Genomic DNA, 25,207 nt, shown 5'->3' with positions numbered 1-25,207 from the left:
TCCCCCCGCTCTTGCGCGCCGCCACGCGGCGCTGGGCAGAGGGGCAGCACCTGTGGCCCAGCGGAGCCGGTTCCACGGTGCCCCTGCATGAAGGCGCACCGTTCGGACGGCTTCAGCCCCTGCGCGGCTGCACTTTGCTCGCCGCCAGCTTGGCGTTCGCCCGCGCGGCATCGGTGGTCTCGGCGCGCGCCAGCGCCACACCCATGCGGCGCTTGGTGAAGCTCTCGGGCTTGCCGAACAGGCGCAGATCGGTGCCGGGCACCGCCAGGGCTTCGTCCACGCCATCGAACACGATGCCCTGGGCGTCGACACCACCGTAGATCACGGCGCTGGCGCCCGGGTTGCGCAGGCGGGTGTCGACCGGCAAGCCCAGGATGGCGCGCGCGTGCAGCTCGAACTCGCTCTGGTGCTGGGTGCACAGCGTGACCAGGCCGGTGTCGTGCGGACGCGGGCTGACTTCGCTGAACCAGACCTGATCACCCTTGACGAACAGTTCCACGCCAAACAGCCCCAGGCCGCCCAGATCGTCGGTCACGGTCTTGGCGATCTGGCGTGATTGGTCGATCGCGGCCGCCGACATGGCCATGGGCTGCCAGCTCTCGACATAGTCACCACCGACCTGCACGTGGCCGATCGGGTCGCAGAAGTGGGTATGGACCACGCCATCCGCGCCCTTGGCGCGCACCGTCAGTTGCGTGATCTCGTAGTCGAAGTCGATGAAGCCCTCGACGATGATCCGTCCGTGGCTCACCCGGCCGCCGGCCATGGCGTAATCCCAGGCTTTCTGCACGTCGGCCGGTCCGTCGATCTTGCTCTGGCCCTTGCCGCTGGAGCTCATCACCGGCTTGACGATGCAGGGGTAGCCGATGCCGGCGTCGATGGCCGCCTGCAGCTCGGCCAGCGAGTCGCAGAACCGGTAAGGGCTGGTGGGCAGACCCAGGGTTTCGGCCGCCAGGCGGCGGATGCCCTCGCGGTCCATGGTCAGGCGCGCGGCGCGCGCCGTCGGGATCACGGTCACCACACCCGCCGCCTCCAGCTCCTGCAGCATGGGCGTGGCGATGGCTTCGATCTCGGGCACCACCAGGTGCGGGCGTTCGGCCTCGATCAGCGCCTTGAGCTGCGCCGGGTCGCTCATGGTGATGGTGCGCGCATGGTGCGCCACCTGCTGGCCGGGCGCGTTGTCGTAGCGGTCGACCGCAATGGTCTCGACGCCCAGGCGCTGCAGCGCGATCAGCACCTCCTTGCCCAGTTCGCCGCTGCCCAGCAGCATGACGCGGGTGGCCGAAGGGGAAAGCGGGGTGCCGAGCGTGGTCATGAAAGGTCCTGAGGATGGGGAAGGGTGTCGGGTTCGTCGGGCACGGCCGTGCCCATGGCCTGGCCCATGCGCACCGCGAGGCCCGGCTGCCATTGGGGGTTGAAGTCGATCGTGTGCCGGGGCCAGAGCATCACCACGGTGGAACCCAGCAGGAAGCAGCCCATTTCTTCGCCACGATCCAGCACAAAGCTCTGGTCGTCGTACGGCCATTCCCGCACCTGACCGGGGCGCGGCGGGTTCACCACGCCATGCCAGACGGTGGCCATGCTGCCGACGATGGTGGCCCCCACCAGCACCATGGCAAAGGGGCGTTTCTCGTGCCGCGGGCCGTGCGGCACGTCGAACAGACACACGACCCGCTCGTTGCGCGCAAACAGGCCGGGCACGCCGCGGGCCGTGGCGGGATTGACCGAAAACAGCGCCCCCGGCACGTGGATCATGCGGCGCAGCCGCGCGGCGCTGGGCATGTGGATGCGGTGGTAGTCGCGCGGGCTGAGGTAGATGGTGGCGAAGTCGCCGTCGTCGAACTGGCTGGCCAGCCCCGCGTCGCCCCCCAGCAAGGCCTGCGTGGAATAGTGATGCCCCTTGGCCTGGAAGATCTGGTCGCGCTGGATCGGGCCGAACTGGCTGATGGCGCCATCGACCGGGCACAGGAAATCGGCCGCCGACAACGGCCTCGCCCCGGGGCGCAAGGTCCGGGTGAAGAATTCGTTGAAGCTGCGGTAACTGGCTGGGTCCGGATTGGCCGCCTCGGACATGTCCACCCCGTAACGCTGGATGAAGCGGCGGATGGCCGTCTCGGTCAGGGCGCCCGCCTGGGCGCGCGCAAGCCGCCCGGCCAGGCGGGTCAACGCCTGCTTGGGCAACACATATTGCAGGGCAACGGAAAATTCCACGTCGGTGACGGATTGGGCGGGGGAGGCGGCAGAACCGGGGAGCGCCGATTGTAGGACTGCAGGCCCGTTGGCGCGGGGCAGCCGGTGCGCCTGAAGCCCTGGGGATCGCGCCGGCCCCGTCCCTGGACGCGGCGCCCCCTTTGAAAGGCCGCGCTCAGTGCACGGCGTGCAGCGCCGGCTGGGCCTGGGCGTACCAGTCGCACCCGCCGTCGGTGAAGGCGTCTTCATCGATGGCGGCGTCGAAAGCCTGGGTCTGCGGATGCGTGATCGGGATCAACGGCTTGTCCAGCGGCCGGCACACGCGCTGGCGCAGGCTGCGCAGCGGCCGGCTGCTTTCCATGGCGCTGATCACGGCTTCGGGGTCCAGCATCAGCACGAAGGGGTTGAGGCGGTTGGCAGCGGAGTTCATGGCGGTGTCCTGAAAAGCGGGGGGTTTGTGGCGATGACAATTCGTTTGTCGATGTCACAAACTGTATTTGGGCTGTTTCAGAAGGTTAAGTCGGCGCCCTGCCATGCCGTGTGTAGGAAGCCGCCCGACAAAGCCGGAACTGGCCGGAAAACCCCCGGCTTTTCCGGCCTCCGGACGCCGTCGGAGCCGGGCAAATGCGGGGATTTCAGGCCCGCAAGGCCTCGACGCTGGCCGCCACCACGCCTTGAACGCTGCCACTGGCGGCGTAACACTTGCGCAGGTAGCTGGCGTGGTTGCCGTCGCGCGCGGCCGTGCGTTCGATCTCGTCCATCGCGGCCTGGGACTGCAGCGCGTCGGCATGGGGGGCGATCTTGCGCAGGGTGGCCAGCACGTCTTCGCGGATGCTGATCTGCTCGCGCGTCTTGGGATTGACCATCATGCCGTCCAGGCCGAAGCGGCAGGCCTGGAAGCGGTTGTAGGTGTAGACGAGGTAGTCGTCTTCCTCCGGCGGCGGCTCGTTGCGCTCCAGCAGATGGCGGCACAGCGCCTGCAGATAGCAAGCCAGGCCGGCGGCGCGCTCCACCGTCAGCGGCGTGTCGCACACACGCAGCTCGATGGTGCCGTATTCGGGCTTGGGCCGGATGTCCCAGTAGAAGTCCTTCATCGACTTGACCACGCCGGTGCTCTCCATCTTGGTGAAGTAGACATTGGCGAACTCTTCCCAGCTCAGCATGAACGGCGCCCGCCCGCTCAGCGGGAACGCGAACACCGAATTCAGGCGCGCCGAGTCGAACAACGTGTCCACCCCCTGCGAAAACGGCGACGAGGCCGACAGCGCGATGAAGTGCGGCACGTAGCGGTTGAGCGAATGCAGCAGGAACAGCGCCTCGTCGGGCGAGCTGCAGCCCACGTGCACGTGCTGGCCGAACACCGTGAACTGCTTGGCCAGGTAGCCGTACAGGCCCGACAGCTCCTGGAAGCGAGGCTTGGAAAAGATGCGCTGCTCGAACCAGCGCTGGAACGGGTGGGTGCCGCCCCCGGCGATCTCGATGTTGAGCCGGTCGCACGCATGCACCAGCGTGTCGCGAATGGCGCGCAACTGCGCCAGCAACGGCCCGTGTTCGCTCTGCACGTCGGTGGCGATCTCGATCATGCTCTGCGTCATCTCCGGCGTGACCGTGCCCGGGAAAGGCTTGCGCCGCAGCAGTTCCAGCAGGTCGTTGGCGCTGCTGGACAGGTCCATGTCGTAGGTGTTGACCAGTTGCAGTTCAAGCTCGACCCCCAGGGTCAGCGACTCGGAGGCCTTGAAGGTTTCCAACGGCATGGTTCAGGGCTCCTGGGTGACGTGGGTTTCGGCCGCGGCGTGCAAGGCGCGCTGCGTGACCAGCGGGCCCAGCAGTTCCTGCACCAGCATCATGAAGGCCATCACCGCCAGCACATCGCGCGCCGGGGCAAAGCCCAGGATGCGGCTCTGCTCCAGCAGCAGGATGGCAAAGGCCGACATCGGCATGAGCGCCAGCCCGGCCAGCACGCCCTTGCGCTCGGTGCTGCCCGACAGCCGCGCCGCAGCCACGTTGCACAGCACTTTGGAGGCCGTGCGCACCACCATCAGCGTGAGCCCCAGCGCCAGGCCCGCGGGCACCGCCCGCCAGTCCAGCAGGGCAGCGATGTAGACGAACATGAAGATGTTGAGCAGATCGCCCGCCGTGCCGAAACCGCGCTGGGCGTTGGTCAGGTGCACGCGGCGCTCGCGGGCCACGATGCCGAAAGTCAGCGCGGCCAGCAGCGGAGACAGCTTGAGCCCGTAGGACAGGGTCGTCAGCAGCAGCACCGCCAGCGCGAACACCAGGGTCACGTCACGCGCCTGGATGCGCTGGGCCCGCAGCAACGCCGGCATGGCCACGCCCAACAGCGCGCCTGCGGCCACCGACGTCACCAGCACGTGCACGCTGCCCAGCACGGCCTGCACCATGTCGCCCGAGGTGGACAGGTGCCAGTACCCCACCACCAGCTTGAGCGCCAGCACCGCCACCATGCAGTTGATGGCGCACAGGTGCAGCACCCGCTCGGTCACCTGGCCGGTGCTGCGCAGTTCGTTGGCCACGCGCACGATACCGGCCGGCGAGGCCGAGACCGACAGCGACGCGATGATCAGCCGGGTGTCCACCGGCAGCTCGAACCAGCCGGCGGCGAAATACACCAGCGCAAAAGTCAGCACCGATTCCACCAGCCCGAGCACCAACACCCAGGGGTTGTGGCGGAACCAGCGCAGATGGATGCGGTAGCCCAGTTCGAACAGCACCAGCGACAGCGCCACATTGGCCAGGAACGGCAAGCCCGGCACGGACTCGGTCACCCCGGGCAGGTTGAACAGGCTGGCCACCAGCCCCACCGCCACGTAACTGCTGACCCGGGGAATGCCCGCCGACTCGTTCAGACGTTCCCCCAGGAACCAGGCCACCAGCAACACCAGCGGCCAGGTCACGGCCTGCAACAGAAAGGTCATGTCTTCGGGCATCGGCGCGGGCCTCCTGGGGTTGTGGTCGGTCTGGAGGGCGGATCGTAACCGCGACGGCAGCCCCTGACCATCGGGCCAAGCCGGCAGAAATGCACACCCGGACACCGACCGGTTACAAACCCGACATGGGCTTGTGGTCCACTACGAATATGAAGCTCCAACAAATGTTCCCGCTGGCCCGCCTGCGCCCGCATCTGCCACGCCACGCCCCGGCCGTGTTCCTGCTGTGTGCCTGCGCCACCCTGGCCCACGCCCAGGCGCCCGAGCCCGCCAGCCCCGCCAAAAAGGAGCTGGTGAGCAAACTGGTTCGCCTGCAGCAGCCCGGCATCGAGAACCTGGCCCGCTCCCTGGTCGAGGAACCGGCCGCCATCCTGCTCGAACGGGCGAGCCAGGTGGTCGCTGCCCGCGTGCCGGCCGACAAACAGGACGCCCTGGGCAAAGATGTGCAGGGCGACGTACAGAAATACCTGAACGACACCGTGCCCCAGGTGCGCAGCCGCGCGGTCGCGCTGGCGCCGTCCACCGTCGGCAGCCTGCTGGAGCAGAAGTTCACCGAGGACGAGCTGCGCCAGGTCATCGCCGTGCTCGAATCCCCCGCGTTCGCCAAGTACCAGCAACTCAGCAGCGAGATGCAACAGGCGCTGCAGTCGAAGCTGGTGGCCGAAACCCGCAGCACGGTGGGCCCGCGGGTGCAGGCCCTGGAAAAGTCCATCGGCGACCGCCTCGCGGCCGCCCAGGGCCCCGCCAGCGGCAATGCGCCCGCGACCAAGCCGCCGGCGAAAGCACCCGGCAAATAAACGCCCTGGTCAGGCGCTGAAGCGCCCGGCCAGCGGCTGCAGACCGCATTCGTCCAGCAAGGCCCGCAGGCGTTCGCCCGCGCGGGCCTGCAGAGCAGCCTGCGGAGACGGCCGCCGGCGCGCCACGATCAGCTCGTTCTTCATGGAGTGCTCCCAGCCCACGAGTTCGGTCACCGTGACCTCGTAGCCCTGCGCCTCCAGTTGCAGGCAGCGCAGCACGTTGGTGATCTGGCTGCCGAACTCGCGTGTGTGCAGCGGGTGCCGCCAGAGTTCGGCCAGCGGCGTGCGCGACAGGTTCAGTGCCTTGTGCTGGCGCATCACCGACGCCACTTCGGCCTGGCAGCAAGGCACCAGCACCATGAAACGCGCCTGGCGCGCCAGGCCGAAGGCGATGGCGTCGTCGGTGGCGGTGTCGCAGGCGTGCAGTGCCGTCACCACGTCGATCTGCGGCGGCAGGTCCGGGTGGTCCATGGCCTGCTGCACGGTGGTGGCCAGAAACTTCATGCGCTGAAACCCGAGGCGCTGCGCCAGCGCCACCGATTTCTCGACCAGCTCGCTGCGCGCCTCCACGCCGTACACCCAGCCGGTGGCCTTGGCCTTGAAGAACAGGTCGTAGAGGATGAACCCCAGGTAGGATTTGCCGGCGCCGTGGTCGGCCAGTGTCACGTCGCCACGCTCGTCCAGCACCTGCTGCAGCAGCGGCTCGATGAATTGCACCAGGTGGTAGACCTGCTTGAGTTTGCGCCGCGTATCCTGGTTGAGCTTGCCCTCGCGCGTGAGGATGTGCAGCTCCTGCAGCAGTTCGACGGACTGGCCCTCGCGCAACTCGGGCAGTTGCTGCTGCAGCGTGGGTGCGGCGCGGTGGCGTGAAGACGGTTTCGGCATGGGGCGATCATAAGGACGCGCCGCCACCACTGCCGGCACAGCGACAATCGCCCGATGCCCACGAACGATTCCACCCACGCGCCCCCCACCCCGCCTGCCGGTCACGCTTACGCCCGGCTCACGCCGGACCGGGTGCTCGACGCGCTGGCCAGCGTCGGCCTCTGGGGCGACGGCCGGCTGGACACCCTGGGCAGCTATGAGAACCGGGTCTACCAGGCCGCGCTCGAATCGCCCGTGGACGGGCACAGCCAGGTGGTGGTGAAATTCTACCGACCCGGACGCTGGAGCGACGCCCAGATTCAGGAGGAACACGACTTCGCGGCCGAACTGGTGGCCGCCGAAGTGCCCGTTGTCGCCCCGCTGCCACTGAACGGCCGCACGCTGCACCATTTCGACGGCTTTGCCTTTGCCGTCAGCCCGCGCCGCGGCGGCCGCCGCCCGGAACTGGACGACTTCGACGTGCTGGAGTGGATCGGCCGCTTCCTCGCCCGCCTGCACAGCGTGGGCGCTGCCCGGCCTTTCCAGCACCGGCCGGCGCTGGACAGCCAGACCTTCCTGCACGAGCCGCGCGACTGGCTGCTGGCGCACGAAGCCATCGCGCCCGAAGTGCGCAGCGCCTGGACGCGGCATTGCGAGGAAGCGCTCACACTCATTGAATCCCATTGGCTGCTGCAACCCCAGCCGCTGTCCGCCGACCACCGCAGCCTGCGCCTGCACGGCGATTGCCATCCGGGCAACATCCTCTGGACCCCGGACGGTCAGCCCGGCGCCGGCCCGCACTTCGTCGACCTGGACGATGCCCGCACCGGCCCGGCCGTGCAGGACCTGTGGATGCTGCTCTCGGGCGAGCGCGCCCAGCGCAACCAGCAGCTCGGCGCCCTGCTCGACGGCTACGAACAGGTGCGCGACTTCGACCGGCGCGAACTCGCCCTGATCGAGCCGCTGCGCACATTGCGCCTGATCCACTACAGCGCCTGGATCGCCCGCCGCTGGGACGACCCCACCTTCCCGATCAATTTCCCCTGGTTCGGCAGCCGCGATTACTGGCAAGGCCAGGTGGACATGCTGGTCGAACAGATCGAAGACATGCAGGCGCCGCCGCTGGTGGCCTGAGCCGGGCGCCATCAGCGCTGGCCGGCGCGCCCGGCAGGCAAAGGGCATAGCCGTTTTCCCACGCCTGGCAACGCCACGGTTCAAAAGCCCCTGACCGCCACAGGTGCATGTTCAAGAACGCGCTCGCCCCGACGATGACTTCAGGACGCGCTGCGCGCAAAACCGCCGCGCCCTTCGATCTTCGTCAGTCAGGACCCCATGACCGCCTACTCCCGCCTTGAGACCCGCTTCGCTGCCGAAACCGACCACCTGGCGCAGCAAGCCATGCTGGAGACCATCGATCAGGCCCACGCCATTGCCGAGTACGCGGCCGACGGCACCCTGCTTCGCGCCAACGAGCGCTTCGTCCAGATGCTCGGCTACACCACGGAGTCCCTCGTTGGCCGGCACTATCTGGAACTGTGCCTGCCGGGCGACGAGGCGCACGAAATTGCCTGGGAACACCTGGCGCAGGGCCAGGGCGTGACCGGTGAATTCCAGAACCTCGCGCGCGACGGCCGCCACCTCTGGCTCCTCTCGCACTTCCATCCGACGGTCGACAGCGAAGGCGTGGTCCTGCGGGTGCTGCACCTGGCCAGCGACCTCACCGACAGCAAGGATTTCCACGCCGACGTGGCCGCGCGCCTGGCCGCGATCGACCGGGTCCAGGCCGTCATCGAGTTCGACCTCGGCGGCCATGTCCTGCACGCGAACGACATCTTTCTGGACCTGATGGGCTACCGCCTCGAAGACATCCAGGGCCAACACCACCGCATGTTCTGCACCCCGGGCCACAGCCAGACTGCCGAATACACCGCGTTCTGGGACCACCTTGCTTCCGGCCAGGTCCACAGCGGGGAGTTCAAGCGGCTGGGCAAGGACGGGCGCGAAGTCTGGATCCAGGCCAGCTACAACCCGGTGCTGGACTCGGAGGGGCAACCCGTCCGCGTGATCAAGTTCGCCACCGACATCACCGAACGCAAACAGCAGGGCGCCGAGGTGCAGGCCCTGATCGACGCGATCGACCGTGTGCAGGCGGTCATCGAGTTCGACCTCAGCGGGCACGTGCTGCACGCCAACGACAACTTCCTGCGGCTCATGGGCTATTCCCTGAGCGAGATCCGGGGCCAGCACCACCGCCTGTTCTGCGAACCCGCCTACGCGCAGAGCCGCGCCTACGATGCTTTCTGGGACCAGCTCGCCTCTGGCCGGGTGCACAGCGGCGAGTTCCGGCGTCTGCGCAGCGACGGCCAGCCGGTCTGGATCCAGGCCAGCTACAACCCGGTGTTCGACCCCGAAGGCTACCCGGTGAAGGTGGTCAAGTTCGCCACCGACATCACCGACATCAAGCGCCGCACCGCCGACAACGAAAGCCTGACCCGCGCCATCGACCGCGTCCAGGGCGTGGTCGAATTCGATCTGAGCGGGCACGTGCTGCACGCCAACGACAACTTCCTCGAAACGCTGGGCTACACACTTGACGAAGTCGTGGGCCAGCATCACCGCATGTTCTGCACCGAAGACCGCGCGCGCTCCCCCGAATACCAGGAGCGCTGGGCCCAGCTGGCCCGCGGCGAGCTGCTCGCCGGCGTATTCCACCGGGTCGACAAACAGGGCAACGATGTCTGGGTGCGCGCCAGCTACAACCCGGTTTTCGACACCGCGGGCCGGGTCCTCAAGGTGGTGGAGTTCAGCACCGACATCACCGAGGCCAAGCGCCTCGCCGCCGAAGCCACCAGCAAGATCGACGCGCTCTCGCGCTCGCAGGCGGTGGTCGAATTCGACCTCGAAGGCCGTGTGCTCTCGGCCAACGCCAACTTCCTGCGGGCACTGGGCTACGCCGAGCACGAAGTGCTGGGGCAGCACCACAGTCTCTTCTGCCCGCCCGATGTGCTGGCGTCGCCCACGTACCGGCACTTCTGGGCCGACCTGGCACAGGGCCGTTTTCAGAGTGGCCGTTTCTGCCGCCTGAGCAAACAGGGCACCGAGGTCTGGATCCAGGCCACCTACAACCCCGTCCTCGACCACCAGGGCAGGCCCTGGAAAATCGTCAAGTTCGCCATGGACGTGACCGAGCAGGTACAGCGCGAACAGCGGTTCGGCCGCCAGATCGATGCCCTGTCGGAGACGCTCAACGCGATGCAGGGTGGCCTCGGACACCTGGACGACCAGGTCCGCCAGTCGCGCCGCCTGGGCAACGACACCCAGCATCAGGCGGAAGAGAGCGGCCGCTGCCTGACCCGCATCCAGGCCACTGCGGACGCACTCTGCCAGACCAGCGACAGCGTGCACCAGGTTCTCGGGCTGATCGGCGAGATCGCCGGACAGTCTCACCAGACGGCCCTGAACGGGGCGGTCGAGGCCGCGCGCGCCGGTGAACAGGGCCTCGTGGTCGTCACCGAGGAGATGCGCCGGCTGGCCGACCGCTCTTCCGAAGCCACCCGGGAACTCGCCCGGCACCTGAGCCAGACCGGGCGCCAGGCCGAAGAAGGCCGGCGTCTGTCCGGCGACACCGAAACCTGCCTGCGTCACCTGCTCCACGCCCTGAACCAGACCCGGCAGGCGCTGGACGAGATCCAGGCCGCCACCCAGCAGCAGGCCCTCCACACCCAGCGCGCCTCGCAACTGCTCGCCGAACTCCAGCAGGTGACCACGGCCCGGTAAGGGCCACGGACCCGAAGCCCCCACCCGTTCCGGGCCTTATCCTGGGTCGACACTAGGGTCTTTCGAACAATTACATTGCACACAATTTAATTGTTCGAAATAATACGACCCATGGCCTCCCCGATGACCGACAACGACCCGTCCCTGCTGCTGGACAACCAACTGTGCTTCGCGCTGTATTCCGCATCGCTGGCCATGACCAAGCTCTACAAACCGATGCTGGACGAACTCGGGCTGACCTATCCGCAGTACCTGGCTTTGCTGGCGCTGTGGGAGCGCGATGGCCTGACCGTCTCCGAACTCGGCGAGCGCCTGTTCCTCGATTCGGGCACGCTGACCCCGCTGCTCAAGCGCCTCGAAGCCGCCGGCCATGTGAGCCGTTTGCGCGACACCGCGGACGAGCGCCGCGTGCTGGTGCGCCTGACCCCCAGCGGCCGGCAACTGAAGGCGCGCGCCCTGCGCATTCCGGCCTGCATCCGGCAGGCCACGCAGTGCGAGCTGGACGAGATCCGCGCCATGACCCGGCAGTTGCAGGGGCTGCGGTCCCGCCTCCACACCTGATCCCTTTTTCCGTTCACCACCCCGCTTGCCCCGCAAGCCCACTTCAAGGAAGACCACCATGGCATCGCTCGATAAAGTCCTCTACACCGCCCACGCCCACACCACCGGTGGCCGCGACGGCGCCTCGCGCACCGACGACGGCCGCCTGGACGTGAAGCTCTCGCCGCCCGGCACGTCGGGCACCGGCACCAACCCCGAACAGCTGTTCGCCGCCGGCTACTCCGCCTGCTTCATCGGCGCCATCAAGGCCGTGGCCGCCAAGCAGAAGATCAGCGTGCCGGCCGATGTGGCCATCGATGCCGAGGTGGACCTGGGCCCGGTCGGCCAGGCCTACGGCATCGCCGCACGCCTGACGGTGCACCTGCCCGGCATGGACCGCGCGGCCGCGCAAGCCCTGGTCGACACCGCCCACCAGGTCTGCCCCTACTCCAACGCCACGCGCGGCAACATCGACGTCACCATCACCCTGGCCTGAGTGCCGGGCGGCCGGGGCCAACGCCCCGCGCTGCAGAAAAAAAGGGCGCCCTGGGGCGCCCTTTTTCGCGAGGTTGGCAGGCTCAGGCCAACAGCGCGTTCACACGCCGCACGTAGGCCGCAGGATCGTCCGGCAGACCGCCTTCGGCCAGCAGCGCCTGGTCGAACAGGATGTGCGCCAGATCGTCAAAGTGGCTGGAGCCGTCAAGTTTCTTCACCAGCGGGTGTTCCGCGTTGACTTCGAGGATGGGCTGCACCTCGGGCGCCTTCTGGCCGGCCGACTTGAGCAGCCGTGCCAGCTGGGTGGAATAGTCGCCGTCTTCCACCACCAGGCAGGCCGGGGAATCGACCAGGCGCGTGGTCACGCGCACGTCCTTGGCCTTGTCCTTGAGCGACGCCTTGAGCTTCTCCAGCACCGGCTTGAAGCTCTCGGCCGCCTGCTCGGCCGCCTTCTTCTCGTCCTCGTCCTGCAGTTCGCCCAGATCGACCGCGCCTTTGGCCACGCTCTGCAGCGGCGTGCCGTCGAACTCCGGCAGGAACGACAGCGCCCACTCATCGACGCGGTCGGTCATCAGCAGCACCTCGATGCCCTTCTTGCGGAAGAGTTCGAGCTGCGGGCTGTTCTTGGCCGCCGCCAGCGTGTCGGCGGTGATGTAGTAAATGGCTTTCTGGCCATCCTTCATGCGCGCCTTGTAGTCGGCGAAGGACACGCTCACCGCATCGCTCTGCGTGGAGGCGAAACGCAGCAGCTTGGCCAGCTTCTCGCGGTTGGCGAAATCCTCGCCCAGGCCTTCCTTGAGCGCGGCGCCGAACTCGGCGTAGAAGGCGGTGTACTTGCCCGCGTCCTGGGCCTGTTCGGCCTTGTCTTCTTCGCTGACCACGTCGGTCACGCCGTCCTGGCCCTCGGCGGTCTCGGGCGCCTTGTCCTTCCGGGCCAGGTCTTCCAGCATGGCCAGCACGCGGCGGGTGTTGCCTTCGCGGATGGCCTTCACATCGCGGCTTTCCTGCAGCAGTTCGCGGCTCACGTTGAGCGGCAGGTCGGCCGAGTCGACCACGCCCTTGACCCAGCGCAGGTAGGCCGGCATCAGCGCGTCGGCCTCGTCCATGATGAACACGCGCTTGACGTACAGCTTGATGCCGGCCTTGCGGTCGCGGTTCCAGAGATCGGCCGGCGCCTTGGCCGGGATGTACAGCAGTTGCGTGTATTCGGTGCTGCCTTCGACGCGGTTGTGGCTCCAGGCCAGCGGGGCTTCCTGGTCGTAGCTGATGACCTTGTAGAACTCGACGTACTGCTCGCCGCTGATGTCCTTCTTGGGCCGGGTCCACAGGGCCGACGCCGAGTTGACGGCTTCCCATTCGTCCTGGGTGACGTACTCGCTCTTCTCGGCGTCCCAGGTCTCCTTCTGCATCAGGATGGGCAGGCTGATGTGGTCGGAGTACTTGCCGATGATCTGCTGGAGCTTCCAGTGGCTCAGGTACTCGGTGGCGTCCTCGCGCAGGTGCAGGATCACGCTGGTGCCGCGGGCCGCGCGCTCGATGGTCTCGACCTCGAAGTCGCCCGTGCCGGCGCTGACCCAGCGCACGCCTTCGGCAGCAGGCAGGCCGGCACGGCGGCTTTCCACCGTGATGCGGTCGGCCACGATGAAGCCCGAATAGAAGCCGACGCCGAACTGGCCGATGAGCTGCGCGTCCTTCTTCTGGTCGCCGCTGAGGCGTCCCATGAAGTCCTTGGTGCCGCTCTTGGCGATGGTGCCCAGGTGCTCCACCGCCTCGGCCTGGCTCATGCCGATGCCGTTGTCGGTGATGGTGAGCGTGCGGGCGTCCTTGTCGAAGGCCACGCGCACTTCGAGGTTCGGGGCGTCCTCGTACAGCGAGGCCTGGTCCAGCGCCTCGAAACGCAGCTTGTCGCAGGCGTCCGACGCGTTGGAAATCAGTTCGCGCAGGAAGATTTCCTTGTTGGAGTACAGCGAGTGGGTGACGAGGTGCAGCAGCTGGGCCACTTCGGCCTGGAAGTTCAGGGTCTGTTTGCTCATGCTCGGATCAAAAAGAGTGACAAAGGAAACCGCTGCCCGTGCCCCGGGCTGGCGACAGCCGGCGGGCAGGCAGCACGCGCAAGGGCGAAATTATGGGCGCAGGGCAGGGTTTCAAGCCCTGCCGGGACCGGCGATCACACCGGCAGCCAGCGCCACCAGAACGGCTTGGGCCGGCGCGGCTCAGCGCCCAGCGCCTTCAGGCGCTTGACGAAGGGCGCCCGCCCATGGCGGGTCGCGGCCTCCAGGGGCGTGAGGTCGTCGAAGTCGGAGCGGAGGTTGGGGTCGGCACCGTGTTCGAGCAGCAGTTGGGCCACGGCGTCGTGCCCGTGGACCAGGCTCGCCACCAGCGGCGTGCACATCACCTCCGGGTGCTGGTAGTTGGGGTCCACCCCGGCACTGAGGTGGTAGCGCGCCAGCGCCTCGTCCCCGGTGCAGGCCGCGTCGTACAGTTCTTTCCAGTCACCACCAGACATGGGCTTCCTCGCTTCGGGTGGGGCCGTCCAGGCCCCGGTTCAGAAACGCTCGTCCGGCCGCAGGTAGCGCCACTGGCCCACCGGCAGTTGGCCCAGCACGATGCGGCCCATGCGGATGCGCTTGAGCCCCACCACGTGCAAACCGACCTGTTCGCACATGCGGCGAATCTGGCGCTTCTTGCCTTCGGTGAGCACAAAGCGCAGCTGCTCGGGGTTCTGCCAGTCGACCTGTGCCGGCTTGAGCGGCTGGTCATCCAGGCTGAGGCCGTGGCGCAGCAAGGCCAGACTTTCGGCGGGAAACACAGCCTGCACATCCTGCGTGACCACGTCCGCACCCTTGGGTCCGTTGGGCGCCCAGTGCACCCGCACCAGGTATTCCTTCTCGATGCCGGAATCCTCGCCGATCAGGGTGCGGGCGACGCGGCCGTCCTGCGTGAGCACCAGCAGGCCGGTGGAGTCGATGTCGAGCCGGCCGGCCGGCGCCAGGCCGCGCGCGTGCTGCGGCTGCCAGCTCGGCCCGCGCCGGATGAGCGGGTCGCTGCGCCACTGGTTGCGGGGCTGCACCAGTACGGCGGCGCTTTCGTGGCCGTCTTCGGCCTGCGCACTCACGTAGCCCACGGGCTTGTGCAGCAGGATGGTCACGCGGCTGTCCTGCCGGTGCTGGGCGGCGGGCAGCACGTCGATGCGGTCGGCCTCGGTCACGGCCTGGCCCATCTGCGCCGTCTGGCCGTTGACTTCCACCCAGCCGCGCTCGATCCATTCGTCGGCCTCGCGCCGCGAACACAGGCCCAGATCGGCCAGCCGCTTGTTGAGGCGGATACTGTCGCCCGGCGAGCGCTCCGCAGCCAGCGGGCGCGGTGCTCGGGCCGCCGGATTGGTTCGCCCCGGTGGCCGCTCACCACGCTCGGTGCGTTCGTTTCGGGGGCCGCGATCACCACGATCACCACGATCACCACGATCACCACGATCACCACGATCACCACGATCACCACGATCACCACGATCACCACGATCACCACGATCACCGCGTTCACCGCGCTCGCTGCCCTGGCGCCCAGCCGGTGCCCCCCCCGGGCGCGCCGGCCCCCGGGGGGCGCTGCGTTCGCCCGGCGGGTTCCACGCTTCGCGGGCCGCTTCGTAGGCCGCCCGCTCGGCCTGAACCTCCGACAGCGGACGGGCACGCGCCGGTCCCCGGGGCCGCACAGGCGGCCGCGGGGCGGTGGGTTTGCCGGTGGCCGCCTGGGGTTTGAGTTGCAGCGTCTTGGTGGTTTTTTCGGTCATGTGCGAATCATCCCACGGTCCTGCCCCGCCGTGACGGTCGGCGCCTACAGCTCGCCCGTGCGCAAGGCCTGCAGGTCGAGCATGCGCAGGCCGCCGTATTCAACCCGGATCCAGCCTTTGGCCGACAGGGCGGCGAGGGCCTCGTTCACCCGCTGGCGCGACAGCCCCACCAGGTAGGCCAGTTCCTGCTGGGTGATGCGCAGCACGCCGCCCACGTTGGGCGAAAGCAGCGGATGGAACAACGCCGCCAGGTTGCGCGCCACGCGCAGGTCGGGGTTGTTGATGCGGTCGATCTCGCGCGCGGCGATGAACTGCCCCAGGCGCTCGTTCAGTTGGTTCATCACGAAGCGGTTGAACCCGATCGAGTGGTCGAGCAGCCAGTGGAAGGTGTCGACCGGCAAACCGGCCACGCGGCTGCGCCGCAGGGCCAGCACGTTGTAGCGATAGGCCTCGCGCTTGAGCGCCGTGCCCTCCCCGAACCAGCCCCCTGGGGCAATCCCGGTGAAAGTGATGAGAAAACCCTGCGAGTCGTCGTTGCTCATCTTGAGCAGACCATCGAGCAGGCCGAACCAGTAGGTCACGGTGCGGCCGTACCGGCAGATGGTGTCGCCGGCCTGGATCTCGCCCACGATCAGCGCCTCCTCCGCGCGCAGCCGCTCTTCGCCGGAAAGGGCCCGCACCCAGGGAATTTCGTCCAGCTCGGCGCGTTGGGGAGGACGGGCGGTCTCGCGCAGGACCGAACCAGGGCGGGAGGGGCGAAAGGCACTCATGCGGCAAGTCCGGGACACATTGGCTAGGGAAAGTCCTAGGAGGGTTGACCCTTCGATTGTCGTCGTACCGACAACACGACGTCAAACATCGTGCCTACCATGCAGGCCAGTTGGTACGGATCGGTGGCCGGTGGTCGCCCATCCGCTCCACCCCGCCGCCCCGATTGCGCGGCACAAGGAGACAAGCACCATGCAAACGACCTTCCCCCAGCTGCTGCTGGAACACGCCAGGCAACGGCCCGAAGCGCCGGCCATGCGCGAGAAGGAATACGGGATCTGGCAGACCACCTCGTGGGGCGAGATGGCCAAGCTGGTCGAAAGCATCGCCTGTGGGCTGCACCAGGCCGGCCTGCAGCGCGGCGAGCACCTCATCGTCGTCGGCGCCAACCGTCCGCGCCTTTACGCCGCCATGATGGCCGCCCAGGCGCTGGGCGCCATTCCCGTGCCGTTGTACCAGGACGCGGTGGCTGCCGAATGCGTGTTCCCGATCAACAACGCCGAGGTGCGCTTCGCGGTGGTGGAAGACCAGGAGCAGGTCGACAAGATGCTGGAGATCCAGCCGCAGTGCCCGCAGCTGCAGCACCTGTACTACGACGATCCGCGCGGCCTGCGCAACTACGACCAGCCCGGCCTGGCGGGCCTGGACGAACTGATCGGCGCCGGCCAGGCCCACGCCAAGGCCCACCCCGACCTGTTCCGCGAGGAGATCGCCAAGGCCCGGCCTGAGGACGTGGCCGCCATGTTCTTCACCTCGGGCACCACCGGCAACCCCAAGGGCGTGGTGCACACCCACCGCACCCTGATCGACCGCGCCACCGTCGGCAGCAAGTTCGACCGGCTGACCCCCCAGGACGAGGTGCTGGCCTACCTGCCGCCGGCCTGGATCGGGCAGAACATCTTCAGCTACGCGCAATGGCTGGTCACCGGCTACGTGGTGAACTGCCCCGAGTCGGGTGCCACGGTCAGCATCGATCTGAAGGAGGTGGGCCCGACCTACTACTTCGCCCCGCCGCGCGTGTTCGAAGGCCTGCTCACCAGCGTGATGATCCGCATGGAAGACGCGGGCGCGCTCAAGCGCAAGATGTTCCACACCTTCATGGACGTGGCCCGCCGTGTCGGCCCCGACCGGATGGACGGCAAGCCGGTCGGCTTCCTGGACGGTCTGAAGTACGCCCTGGGCAACCTGCTGGTCTACGGCCCGCTGCGCAACAACCTGGGGCTGTCGCGGGTGCGCGTGGCCTACACCGCGGGCGAAGCCATCGGCCCCGACCTGTTCAGCTTCTACCGCAGCATCGGCATCAACCTCAAGCAGCTCTACGGCTCCACCGAAACCGCCGTGTTCGTGTGCCTGCAGCCCGACCACGAGGCGCGCGCCGACACCGTGGGCGTGCCCTGCGAAGGCGTGGAAATCAAGCTGTCGGACACCGGGGAAATCCTGGTCCGATCGCCGGGCCTGCTCAAGGAGTACTACAAGAATCCCAAGGCCACCGAAGAGGTGCTCGGCGCCGACGGCTGGTACCACACCAGCGACGCGGGCTTCATCGACAAGGACGGCCACCTGAAGATCATCGACCGCGTCAAGGACGTCGGCCGGCTGCTCGGCGGCGCGCACGACGGCGCCATGTTCGCGCCCAAGTACGTGGAGAACAAGCTCAAGTTCTTCTCGCACATCAAGGAAGCGGTGGCCTTCGGCGACGGGCGCGAGAAGGTCTGCGTGATGATCAACATCGACTTCGAGGCCGTGGGCAACTGGGCCGAGCGGCGCAACCTGCCGTACGCGGGCTACACCGACCTGGCCGCCAAGCCCGAGGTGTACGAACTCATCAAGGACTGTGTGGAAAAGGTCAACGCCGACCTCAGCCGCGACGAGCTGCTGGCCGGCAGCCAGATCAGCCGCTTCCTGGTGCTGCACAAGGAACTGGATGCCGACGACGGCGAGCTGACCCGCACCAACAAGGTCCGGCGCGGCTTCATCGGCGACAAGTACGGCGTGCTGGTCGACGCGCTCTACGGCGGCAAGGCCGAGCAGTACATCGAAACCCAGGTCAAGTTCGAGGACGGGCGCAGCGGCAGCGTGAGTGCCACGCTGCGCATCTCGGACGCCAAGACCTTCCAGCCGGTCAAGGCCGCGGCCTGAGGCCGCAGCGCGCACCCCGAGGGAAACACCCGCATGAGCACCAAGAAGATCGGCGACGTCATCCTCGACGTCCAGAACATCAGCCTGCGATTTGGCGGCGTCAAGGCGCTGACCGACATCTCCTTCAATGTGAAGGAGCACGAGATCCGCGCCATCATCGGCCCCAACGGCGCCGGCAAGAGCTCCATGCTCAATTGCATCAACGGCGTGTACCAGCCGCAGGAAGGCGCCATCACCTTCCGCGGCCGCACCTTCAAGGGCATGAACAGCCGGCAGGTGGCCGAGATGGGCATCGGCCGCACCTTCCAGAACCTGGCGCTGTTCAAGGGCATGAGCGTGATCGACAACATCATGACCGGCCGCAACCTGCGCATGAAGAGCCACATCCTGCTGCAGGCGCTGCGCATCGGGCCGGCGCAGAAAGAAGAAGAGCAGCACCGCGAGTTCGTCGAACACATCATCGACTTTCTCGAAATCCAGGCCTACCGCAAGACGCCCGTGGGCACCCTGCCCTACGGCCTGCAGAAACGCGTGGACCTGGGCCGTGCGCTGGCCATGGAGCCCAAGGTGCTGCTGCTGGACGAACCGATGGCGGGCATGAACGTCGAGGAGAAGCAGGACATGTGCCGCTTCATCCTGGACGTGAACGACGAGTTCGGCACCACCATCGTGCTGATCGAACACGACATGGGCGTGGTGATGGACATCTCCGACCGCGTGGTGGTGCTGGACTACGGCAAAAAGATCGGCGACGGCACCCCGGACGAGGTGCGCAACAACGAAGAAGTCATCAGCGCCTACCTCGGCACGAGTCATTGAGATGCACCCCCTGCGCCGCTTCGCGTCTTCCCCCTCTCTCGCCTGTGGCGGGAGGGGCACGCACCCTGCGGCCCGGCAAAGCCGGTTCCACGGGTGCCCTGGGCTGGGTTCCCCTTCGTTGGTCTGCTGCATTGGCGCTCACGTTTTCGCCGCTGCGTGTTGGTGAATCACTGAGGATTTGAAATGGGATTTTTTCTTGAAACACTGATCGGCGGCCTGATGGCGGGCATGCTGTATTCGCTGGTCGCCCTGGGCTTCGTACTGATCTTCAAGGCCTCGGGCGTCTTCAACTTCGCCCAGGGCGCGATGGTGCTGTTCGCGGCGCTGGCGATGGCGCGCTTTTCTGAATGGATTCCGCAGTGGCTGGGGCTGGAGAGCAAGCTGCTGGCCAACCTGATCGCCTTCGCCATCGCCACCGCCTGCATGTTCGCGCTGGCTTGGCTGATCGAACGCCTGGTGCTGCGCTACCTGGTCAACCAGGAAGGTGCCACGCTGCTGATGGCCACGCTGGGCATCTCGTACTTTCTGGACGGCCTGGGCCAGTCGCTGTTCGGCTCCAACGTCTACCAGATCGACATCGGCATGCCCAAGGACCCGCTGTTCCTGTTCGAAAGCATGTTCGAAGGCGGTGTGCTGATCAACCAGGAAGACATCGTCGCGGCCATCATCGCGGCCTGTCTGGTGGCCCTGCTCAGCCTGTTCTTCCAGAAGACCAGCACCGGGCGCGCGCTGCGTGCCGTGGCCGACGACCACCAGGCGGCGCAGTCCATTGGCATCCCGCTCAACCGCATCTGGGTCATCGTCTGGTGCGTGGCCGGCATCACCGCGCTGGTGGCCGGGATCATCTGGGGCTCCAAGCTGGGCGTGCAGTTCTCGCTGACCACGGTGGCGCTGCGCGCGCTGCCGGTGGTGATCCTGGGCGGGCTGACTTCGGTACCCGGCGCCATCATCGGCGGCCTGATCATCGGCGTGGGCGAAAAGCTCTCGGAGATCTACATCGGTCCACTGGTCGGCGGCGGCATCGAAATCTGGTTCGCCTATGTGCTGGCGCTGGTGTTCCTGCTGTTTCGGCCGCAAGGGCTGTTCGGCGAAAAAATCATCGACCGGGTATGACATGAAACACCCCCTGCGCCGCTTCGCGTCTTCCCCCTCTCTCGCCTTCGGCGGGAGGGGGACGCTCCCTGAGGCCCGGCAAAGCCGGTTCCTCGGGAGCGCTGGGTCAGGCATTTCTCACCGAAGAGGCTGAGACAAAAGGAAAAGAACATGTTCTACAGAGAAAACGGCCAGTTCAAGACTTCCTACCGCGCCGACCAGCAGATCTTCCCGATCGCGCAGGACCGCTGGGCCATCCTGGCGCTGCTGGCCCTGGCCTTCGTCGCGGTGCCGATGCTGGCCAGCGACTACCTGATGCGGGCCATCCTGATCCCGTTCCTGATCTTCTCGCTCGCCGCCGTGGGCGTGAACATCCTGGTCGGCTATTGCGGCCAGATCTCGCTGGGCTCGGGCGCCTTCATGGCGGTGGGCGCCTACGGGGCCTACAACTTCTTCGTGCGCGTGCCGGGCATGCCGCTGATCCCGGCGCTGATCCTGGGGGGTGTCTGCGCGATGCTGTTCGGCATCCTGTTCGGCCTGCCCAGCCTGCGCGTGCGCGGTCTGTACCTGGCGGTGGCCACGCTGGCAGCGCAGTTCTTTGCCGACTGGATGTTCCTGCGCATCAAGTGGTTCACGCTGGACACGCCCTCGGGTTCGGTGGCTGTGTCGAACCTGCAGGTGTTCGGCCTGCACCTGGAAAGCGCGGTCAGCAAGTACCTGTTCTGCCTGAGCATCCTGGCGATCATCGCGCTGCTGGCCAAGAACCTGGTGCGTTCGGCCATCGGCCGCGAGTGGATGGCCATCCGCGACATGGACGTGGCCGCCGCGGTGATCGGCATCCGCCCGATGTACGCCAAGCTCAGCGCGTTTGCGGTCAGCAGTTTCATCATCGGCGTGGCCGGTGCGCTGTGGGCCTTCGTCTACCTGGGTGCCTGGGAGCCCTCGGCCTTCTCGGTCGACTACTCCTTCCGCCTGCTGTTCATGGTGATCATCGGCGGCCTGGGCTCCATCATGGGCAGCATGTTCGGCGCCGCCTTCATCACGGTGCTGCCCATTGCGCTGAACCAGTTGCTGCCCTTCGTGGCCGGCCTGTTCGGCATGACCGTTTCCACCACCGCCGTCGCCCACGCCGAATTCATGATCTTCGGCGGGCTGATCGTGTGGTTCCTCATCGTCGAGCCACACGGGCTGGCACGGCTGTGGTCCATCGGCAAGCAGAAGCTGCGCCTCTGGCCTTTCCCCCACTGAGTTTTTTCCCGCTCGCTTTCACCACCCACCCCAGGAGACATCCATGAAGCTTCGCAAGATCGTTCTCGCAGCCGCCCTCACCGCCGCCGGCGCCGGTGCGCTGCTCACGGCCCCTGCCGCCATGGCGCAGGAACAGTACCTGCCCGTGCTCTCCTACCGCACCGGCCCGTACGCGCCCAACGGCACGCCCACGGCCAACGGCATCGTCGACTACTACAAGCTGGTCAACGAGCGCGGCGGCATCAACGGGGTGAAGATCCTGGTCGAAGAATGCGAAACCGGCTACGACACCGCGCGCTCGGTGGAGTGCTACGAACGCCTCAAGGGCAAGAACGGCGGCGCGGCCCTGATCCATCCATGGTCCACCGGCGCCACCTTCGCGCTGACCGAAAAGGCCCCCGTCGACAAGATTCCGCTGATCACCACCGGCTATGGCCGCAGCGAAAGTGCCGATGGCATGGTCTTCAAATGGAACTTCCCGCTGCTGGGCACCTACTGGGTGGCCGCCGACGTGATCGTGCAGGCCATCGGCAAGAAGGAAGGCGGCCTGGACAAGCTCAAGGGCAAGAAGATTGCGCTGGTCTACCACGACAGCCCGTTCGGCAAAGAACCGATTCCCCTGCTGCAGGAGCGCGCCAAGATGCACGGCTTCGATCTGCAACTGCTGCCCGTGACCGCGCCGGGCGTGGAGCAGAAAGCCACCTGGCTGCAAGTGCGCCAGAGCCGCCCCGACTACGTGCTGCTGTGGGGCTGGGGCGTGATGAATTCCACCGCGCTCAAGGAAGCCCAGGCCACCGGCTACCCGCGCGACAAGATGTACGGCGTGTGGTGGGCGGGTGCCGAACCCGACGTGCGCGACGTCGGCCAGGGTGCCAAGGGCTACAACGCCGTGACCCTGCAGCACGGCACCGACCGCAACGCCCCCATCGTCAAGGAAATCCTGGACAAGCTGCACGCCAAGGGCAAGGGCACCGGGCCGAAGGAAGAAGTGGGTGAGACCCTGTACCTGCGCGGCGTGGTCAGCGCGGCCATGGGCGTGGAAGGCATCCGCGCGGCCCAGGAGCGGTTTGGCAAGGGCAAGGTCATGACCGGCGAGCAAGTGCGCTGGGGCCTGGAAAACCTGAACCTGACGCAAGCCAAGCTGGACGCGCTGGGCTTCAAGGGCGTGCTGCGCGGCCCGATCAGCACCTCGTGCACCGACCACGTGGGTTCGGGCGCCGCCCGCATCCACACCTGGGACGGCAGCAAGTGGGCCTTCAGCACCGACTGGTTCGATGCCGACTCGCAGATCATCAAGCCGATGGTCAAGAGCACGGCCGCCAAGTACGGCGCCGAGAAGAAGCTCGAAGCCCGCCCGGCCGCCGACTGCAGCTCCTGATGACAAGCCCCCGCCGCTGCGCGCAGCGGTGGGGCGCTTTGGAGGCTGTTCGCACAGCCGCCATCCGCAAGACCGGCCTGCCGGGTCTTGCGAATGGTCCACGAGGAATCACCACCATGAGCACATCCCCCCCTATCGTCCTGAACGTCAACGGCATCGAGGTCATCTACAACCACGTGATCCTGGTGCTCAAGGGCGTGTCGCTGAACGTCCCCGAAGGCCAGATCGCGGCCATCCTCGGCGGCAATGGCGCGGGCAAAACCACCACGTTGCGCGCCATCTCCAACCTGCTCAAGGGCGAGCGTGGCGAGGTCACCAAAGGCAGCATCGAGTTGCGCGGCGAGCGCATCGAGAACCTCAGCCCCGCCGACCTGGTGCAGCGCGGTGTGGTGCAGGTGATGGAAGGGCGCCACTGCTTCGCGCACCTGACCATCGAAGAAAACCTCATGACCGGCTCCTACACGCGCACCGACAAGGCCGAGGTCGCGCGCAACCTGGAGAAGGTCTACACCTACTTCCCGCGCCTGAAGACGCGCCGCACCTCGCAAGCCGCCTACACCTCCGGCGGTGAACAGCAGATGTGCGCCATCGGCCGAGCGCTCATGGCCAACCCGAGCGTGGTGTTGCTCGACGAACCGTCCATGGGCCTGGCGCCTCAGATCGTGGAAGAGGTGTTCGAGATCGTGAAAGACCTGAACACCAAGGAGAAGGTGACCTTCCTGATCGCCGAGCAGAACACCAACATGGCGCTGCGCTACGCCGACTACGGCTACATCATGGAAAGCGGCCGCATCGTGATGGACGGCGCGGCCGACGACCTGCGCAACAACGAAGACGTCAAGGAGTTCTACCTGGGCGTCGGCGGTGGCGAGCGCAAGAGCTTCAAGGACGTGAAAAGTTACAAGCGCAGAAAAAGGTGGCTTGCCTGAGCCAGCCCCGCTTCTACGCGCAAGCGGCCCACCCCCGCGCCGCCTGCGGCATCACCCCCTCAAGGGGGCAACGCGAGTGGCCCGGCGAAGCCGGTTCCACCGCGTTCTGGATAAAAGACACTTCACCCGTACCTTTGTGGTTTTCGCTATGACCGAACATTTCGACGCCCTGGAAACCCGATCAGCCGCCGAGCGCGAGGCGGCCCAGATGGCAGCGCTGTCGGCGCAGGTGGCCCACGCGAAATCGGCCACCGCGGCCTTCGCCGAGCTGCTCGCCGACGTGGACCCGGCCACCGTGTCCAGCCGCGACGCACTGGCCCGGCTGCCCGTCATCCGCAAGCACGCGTTGCTGGAACGGCAGAAGGCCAGCCGTGCCACGGGTGGCGACCCCTTCGGCGGCTTCAGCGCGACGGTGCGCGGCCCGCAGATGCAACGGGTCTACGCCTCACCCGGCCCGATCTACGAGCCCGAGGGCACGGCGCGCGACTACTGGCGCGCCGGGCGCGCGCTGTACGCCGCCGGCTTCCGTGCCGGCGACCTGGTGCACAACAGTTTCAGCTACCACATGACGCCGGGCGCCTTCATCCTCGAATCGGGCGCGCTGGCCGTCGGCTGCACGGTGTTCCCTGCCGGCACGGGCCAGACCGAGCAGCAACTGCAGGCACTCACCGAGCTGCGGCCCGACGCCTATACGGGCACGCCCAGCTTTCTGCGCATCCTGCTCGAAAAGGCCCAGGAGGCCGGCGTCGACACACGCTGCCTGCGCAAGGCCTCGGTGGGCGGCGAGGCCTGCCCGCCCAGTTTGACGGCATGGTTCCAGGAACAGGGCGTGGCGGTCTACCAGACCTATGCCACGGCCGACCTGGGCCTGGTCGCCTACGAAACCCCGGCCCGCGAAGGCCTGGTGCTGGACGAGGGCGTCATCGTCGAAATCGTGCGCCCCGGCACGGGCGATCCCGTGCCGGAGGGCGAGGTCGGTGAACTGGTCGTCACCACGCTCAACCCGGTCTACCCGCTCATCCGCTTCGGCACGGGCGACCTCTCGGCGATCCTGCCGGGCACCTGCCCCACCGGCCGCACGGCGCCGCGCATCAAGGGCTGGATGGGGCGCGCCGACCAGACCACCAAGATCAAGGGCATGTTCGTGCACCCGGCCCAGGTCGCCGACATCGTGCGGCGCTTCCCCGAGGTCCTGAAGGCGCGGCTGGTGGTGCGCGGCGAAATGGCCAACGACCAGATGTGCCTGCAGGTCGAAGCCCGCGAAGCGTCCGAGGGCCTGGCCGGCCGGATCGAGCTGGCCGTGCGCGAAGTCACCAAGCTGCGTGGCGACGTGCAGGTCTGCGCCCCTGGCAGCCTGCCCAACGACGGCAAGGTGATCGAAGACGCACGCAGCTACCAGTGACGGCCCCGCGGGTTTTCCCGCAAACAGTGCTACG

At 67.2% G+C, this 25,207-nt stretch carries 22 protein-coding genes; 12 read left to right on the top strand and 10 right to left on the bottom strand.

Annotation, left to right across the window (positions count from 1 at the left end; all coding sequences use genetic code 11):
• Window positions 1-112: 112 nt before the first annotated feature.
• The 5 genes from purT to QQK43_RS13110 form a co-directional block, all read right to left on the bottom strand.
• The gene (gene purT / locus QQK43_RS13130) at window positions 113-1,315 is read right to left on the bottom strand and encodes a formate-dependent phosphoribosylglycinamide formyltransferase (protein ID WP_284308137.1); all 1,203 of its coding nucleotides are present in this window, start codon (window positions 1,313-1,315) and stop codon (window positions 113-115) included.
• Window positions 1,312-2,211, bottom strand: a complete 900-nt coding sequence (gene asd / locus QQK43_RS13125) for an archaetidylserine decarboxylase (RefSeq protein WP_284308136.1) — start codon at window positions 2,209-2,211, stop codon at window positions 1,312-1,314. Before asd ends, purT begins: the two co-directional genes overlap by 4 nt.
• Before the next feature lie 154 nt (window positions 2,212-2,365).
• The gene (locus QQK43_RS13120; RefSeq protein ID WP_234264087.1) at window positions 2,366-2,620 is read right to left on the bottom strand and encodes a hypothetical protein; all 255 of its coding nucleotides are present in this window, start codon (window positions 2,618-2,620) and stop codon (window positions 2,366-2,368) included.
• A gap of 205 nt (window positions 2,621-2,825) precedes the next feature.
• Window positions 2,826-3,944, bottom strand: a complete 1,119-nt coding sequence (locus QQK43_RS13115) for a YbdK family carboxylate-amine ligase (RefSeq protein ID WP_284308135.1) — start codon at window positions 3,942-3,944, stop codon at window positions 2,826-2,828.
• 3 nt (window positions 3,945-3,947) lie between these two features.
• The gene (locus tag QQK43_RS13110; protein ID WP_234264089.1) at window positions 3,948-5,138 is read right to left on the bottom strand and encodes a cation:proton antiporter; all 1,191 of its coding nucleotides are present in this window, start codon (window positions 5,136-5,138) and stop codon (window positions 3,948-3,950) included.
• A gap of 149 nt (window positions 5,139-5,287) precedes the next feature.
• Here QQK43_RS13110 and QQK43_RS13105 point away from each other — a divergent pair, with 149 nt between their 5' ends.
• The gene (locus QQK43_RS13105; protein ID WP_284308134.1) at window positions 5,288-5,935 is read left to right on the top strand and encodes a DUF2059 domain-containing protein; all 648 of its coding nucleotides are present in this window, start codon (window positions 5,288-5,290) and stop codon (window positions 5,933-5,935) included.
• Window positions 5,936-5,944: 9 nt separating this feature from the next.
• Here QQK43_RS13105 and QQK43_RS13100 read toward each other — a convergent pair whose 3' ends face one another.
• Window positions 5,945-6,820 carry a class I SAM-dependent methyltransferase gene (locus QQK43_RS13100; protein WP_284308133.1) on the bottom strand — a complete coding sequence of 292 codons (876 nt, stop codon included), beginning with the start codon at window positions 6,818-6,820 and terminating at the stop codon, window positions 5,945-5,947.
• Window positions 6,821-6,874: 54 nt separating this feature from the next.
• Between QQK43_RS13100 and QQK43_RS13095 the strand changes: the two genes are divergently transcribed.
• From QQK43_RS13095 to QQK43_RS13080, 4 genes are all read left to right on the top strand, one after another.
• Window positions 6,875-7,933 carry a serine/threonine protein kinase gene (locus tag QQK43_RS13095; protein WP_284308132.1) on the top strand — a complete coding sequence of 353 codons (1,059 nt, stop codon included), beginning with the start codon at window positions 6,875-6,877 and terminating at the stop codon, window positions 7,931-7,933.
• A 198-nt stretch (window positions 7,934-8,131) separates the two neighbouring features.
• A complete protein-coding gene (locus QQK43_RS13090; RefSeq protein WP_234264093.1) occupies window positions 8,132-10,576 on the top strand; it encodes a methyl-accepting chemotaxis protein in 2,445 nt (814 codons plus the stop codon).
• Window positions 10,577-10,687: 111 nt separating this feature from the next.
• Window positions 10,688-11,137: a MarR family winged helix-turn-helix transcriptional regulator gene (locus QQK43_RS13085; RefSeq protein WP_234264094.1), complete on the top strand. Its 450-nt coding sequence runs from the start codon at window positions 10,688-10,690 to the stop codon at window positions 11,135-11,137.
• Between the two features lie 58 nt (window positions 11,138-11,195).
• Entirely contained in the window at window positions 11,196-11,612 is a 417-nt protein-coding gene (locus QQK43_RS13080; protein WP_234264095.1) for an organic hydroperoxide resistance protein, read from the top strand.
• 82 nt (window positions 11,613-11,694) lie between these two features.
• Here the strand turns inward: QQK43_RS13080 and htpG are convergent, their stop codons facing one another.
• The 4 genes from htpG to QQK43_RS13060 form a co-directional block, all read right to left on the bottom strand.
• Window positions 11,695-13,644, bottom strand: coding sequence for a molecular chaperone HtpG (gene htpG, locus QQK43_RS13075; protein ID WP_234264096.1), 1,950 nt, complete (start codon window positions 13,642-13,644; stop codon window positions 11,695-11,697).
• A 134-nt stretch (window positions 13,645-13,778) separates the two neighbouring features.
• Window positions 13,779-14,117 (bottom strand): ankyrin repeat domain-containing protein, encoded by a 339-nt coding sequence (locus QQK43_RS13070; RefSeq protein WP_059400350.1) that lies wholly within the window; start codon window positions 14,115-14,117, stop codon window positions 13,779-13,781.
• Between the two features lie 39 nt (window positions 14,118-14,156).
• Complete coding sequence (locus tag QQK43_RS23470) at window positions 14,157-15,398, bottom strand: pseudouridine synthase (protein WP_370465272.1); 1,242 nt, start codon at window positions 15,396-15,398, stop codon at window positions 14,157-14,159.
• A 44-nt stretch (window positions 15,399-15,442) separates the two neighbouring features.
• Window positions 15,443-16,168, bottom strand: a complete 726-nt coding sequence (locus QQK43_RS13060; protein ID WP_234264098.1) for a Crp/Fnr family transcriptional regulator — start codon at window positions 16,166-16,168, stop codon at window positions 15,443-15,445.
• Between the two features lie 190 nt (window positions 16,169-16,358).
• Here QQK43_RS13060 and QQK43_RS13055 point away from each other — a divergent pair, with 190 nt between their 5' ends.
• The 7 genes from QQK43_RS13055 to QQK43_RS13025 all read left to right on the top strand — a co-directional run bounded on the left by QQK43_RS13055 (window position 16,359) and on the right by QQK43_RS13025 (window position 25,173).
• Entirely contained in the window at window positions 16,359-18,305 is a 1,947-nt protein-coding gene (locus QQK43_RS13055) for an AMP-dependent synthetase/ligase (protein WP_284308131.1), read from the top strand.
• 33 nt (window positions 18,306-18,338) lie between these two features.
• Entirely contained in the window at window positions 18,339-19,124 is a 786-nt protein-coding gene (locus QQK43_RS13050; protein WP_234264100.1) for an ABC transporter ATP-binding protein, read from the top strand.
• Window positions 19,125-19,307: 183 nt separating this feature from the next.
• The gene (locus tag QQK43_RS13045) at window positions 19,308-20,237 is read left to right on the top strand and encodes a branched-chain amino acid ABC transporter permease (protein WP_234264101.1); all 930 of its coding nucleotides are present in this window, start codon (window positions 19,308-19,310) and stop codon (window positions 20,235-20,237) included.
• A 150-nt stretch (window positions 20,238-20,387) separates the two neighbouring features.
• Window positions 20,388-21,464 carry a branched-chain amino acid ABC transporter permease gene (locus tag QQK43_RS13040; protein WP_284308130.1) on the top strand — a complete coding sequence of 359 codons (1,077 nt, stop codon included), beginning with the start codon at window positions 20,388-20,390 and terminating at the stop codon, window positions 21,462-21,464.
• Window positions 21,465-21,507: 43 nt separating this feature from the next.
• Window positions 21,508-22,842: an ABC transporter substrate-binding protein gene (locus tag QQK43_RS13035; protein WP_234264103.1), complete on the top strand. Its 1,335-nt coding sequence runs from the start codon at window positions 21,508-21,510 to the stop codon at window positions 22,840-22,842.
• 116 nt (window positions 22,843-22,958) lie between these two features.
• Complete coding sequence (locus tag QQK43_RS13030; RefSeq protein WP_234264104.1) at window positions 22,959-23,771, top strand: ABC transporter ATP-binding protein; 813 nt, start codon at window positions 22,959-22,961, stop codon at window positions 23,769-23,771.
• A gap of 148 nt (window positions 23,772-23,919) precedes the next feature.
• Window positions 23,920-25,173 carry a phenylacetate--CoA ligase family protein gene (locus tag QQK43_RS13025; RefSeq protein ID WP_284308129.1) on the top strand — a complete coding sequence of 418 codons (1,254 nt, stop codon included), beginning with the start codon at window positions 23,920-23,922 and terminating at the stop codon, window positions 25,171-25,173.
• The last annotated feature ends 34 nt before the right edge of the window (window positions 25,174-25,207 follow it).

The sequence above is a fragment of the Hydrogenophaga electricum genome, from assembly GCF_030160815.1.
Classification (GTDB): domain Bacteria; phylum Pseudomonadota; class Gammaproteobacteria; order Burkholderiales; family Burkholderiaceae_C; genus Hydrogenophaga; species Hydrogenophaga electricum.
The sequence above is the reverse complement of the archived record's forward strand: the minus strand, read 5'-3'. Positions and strand labels throughout refer to the sequence as shown.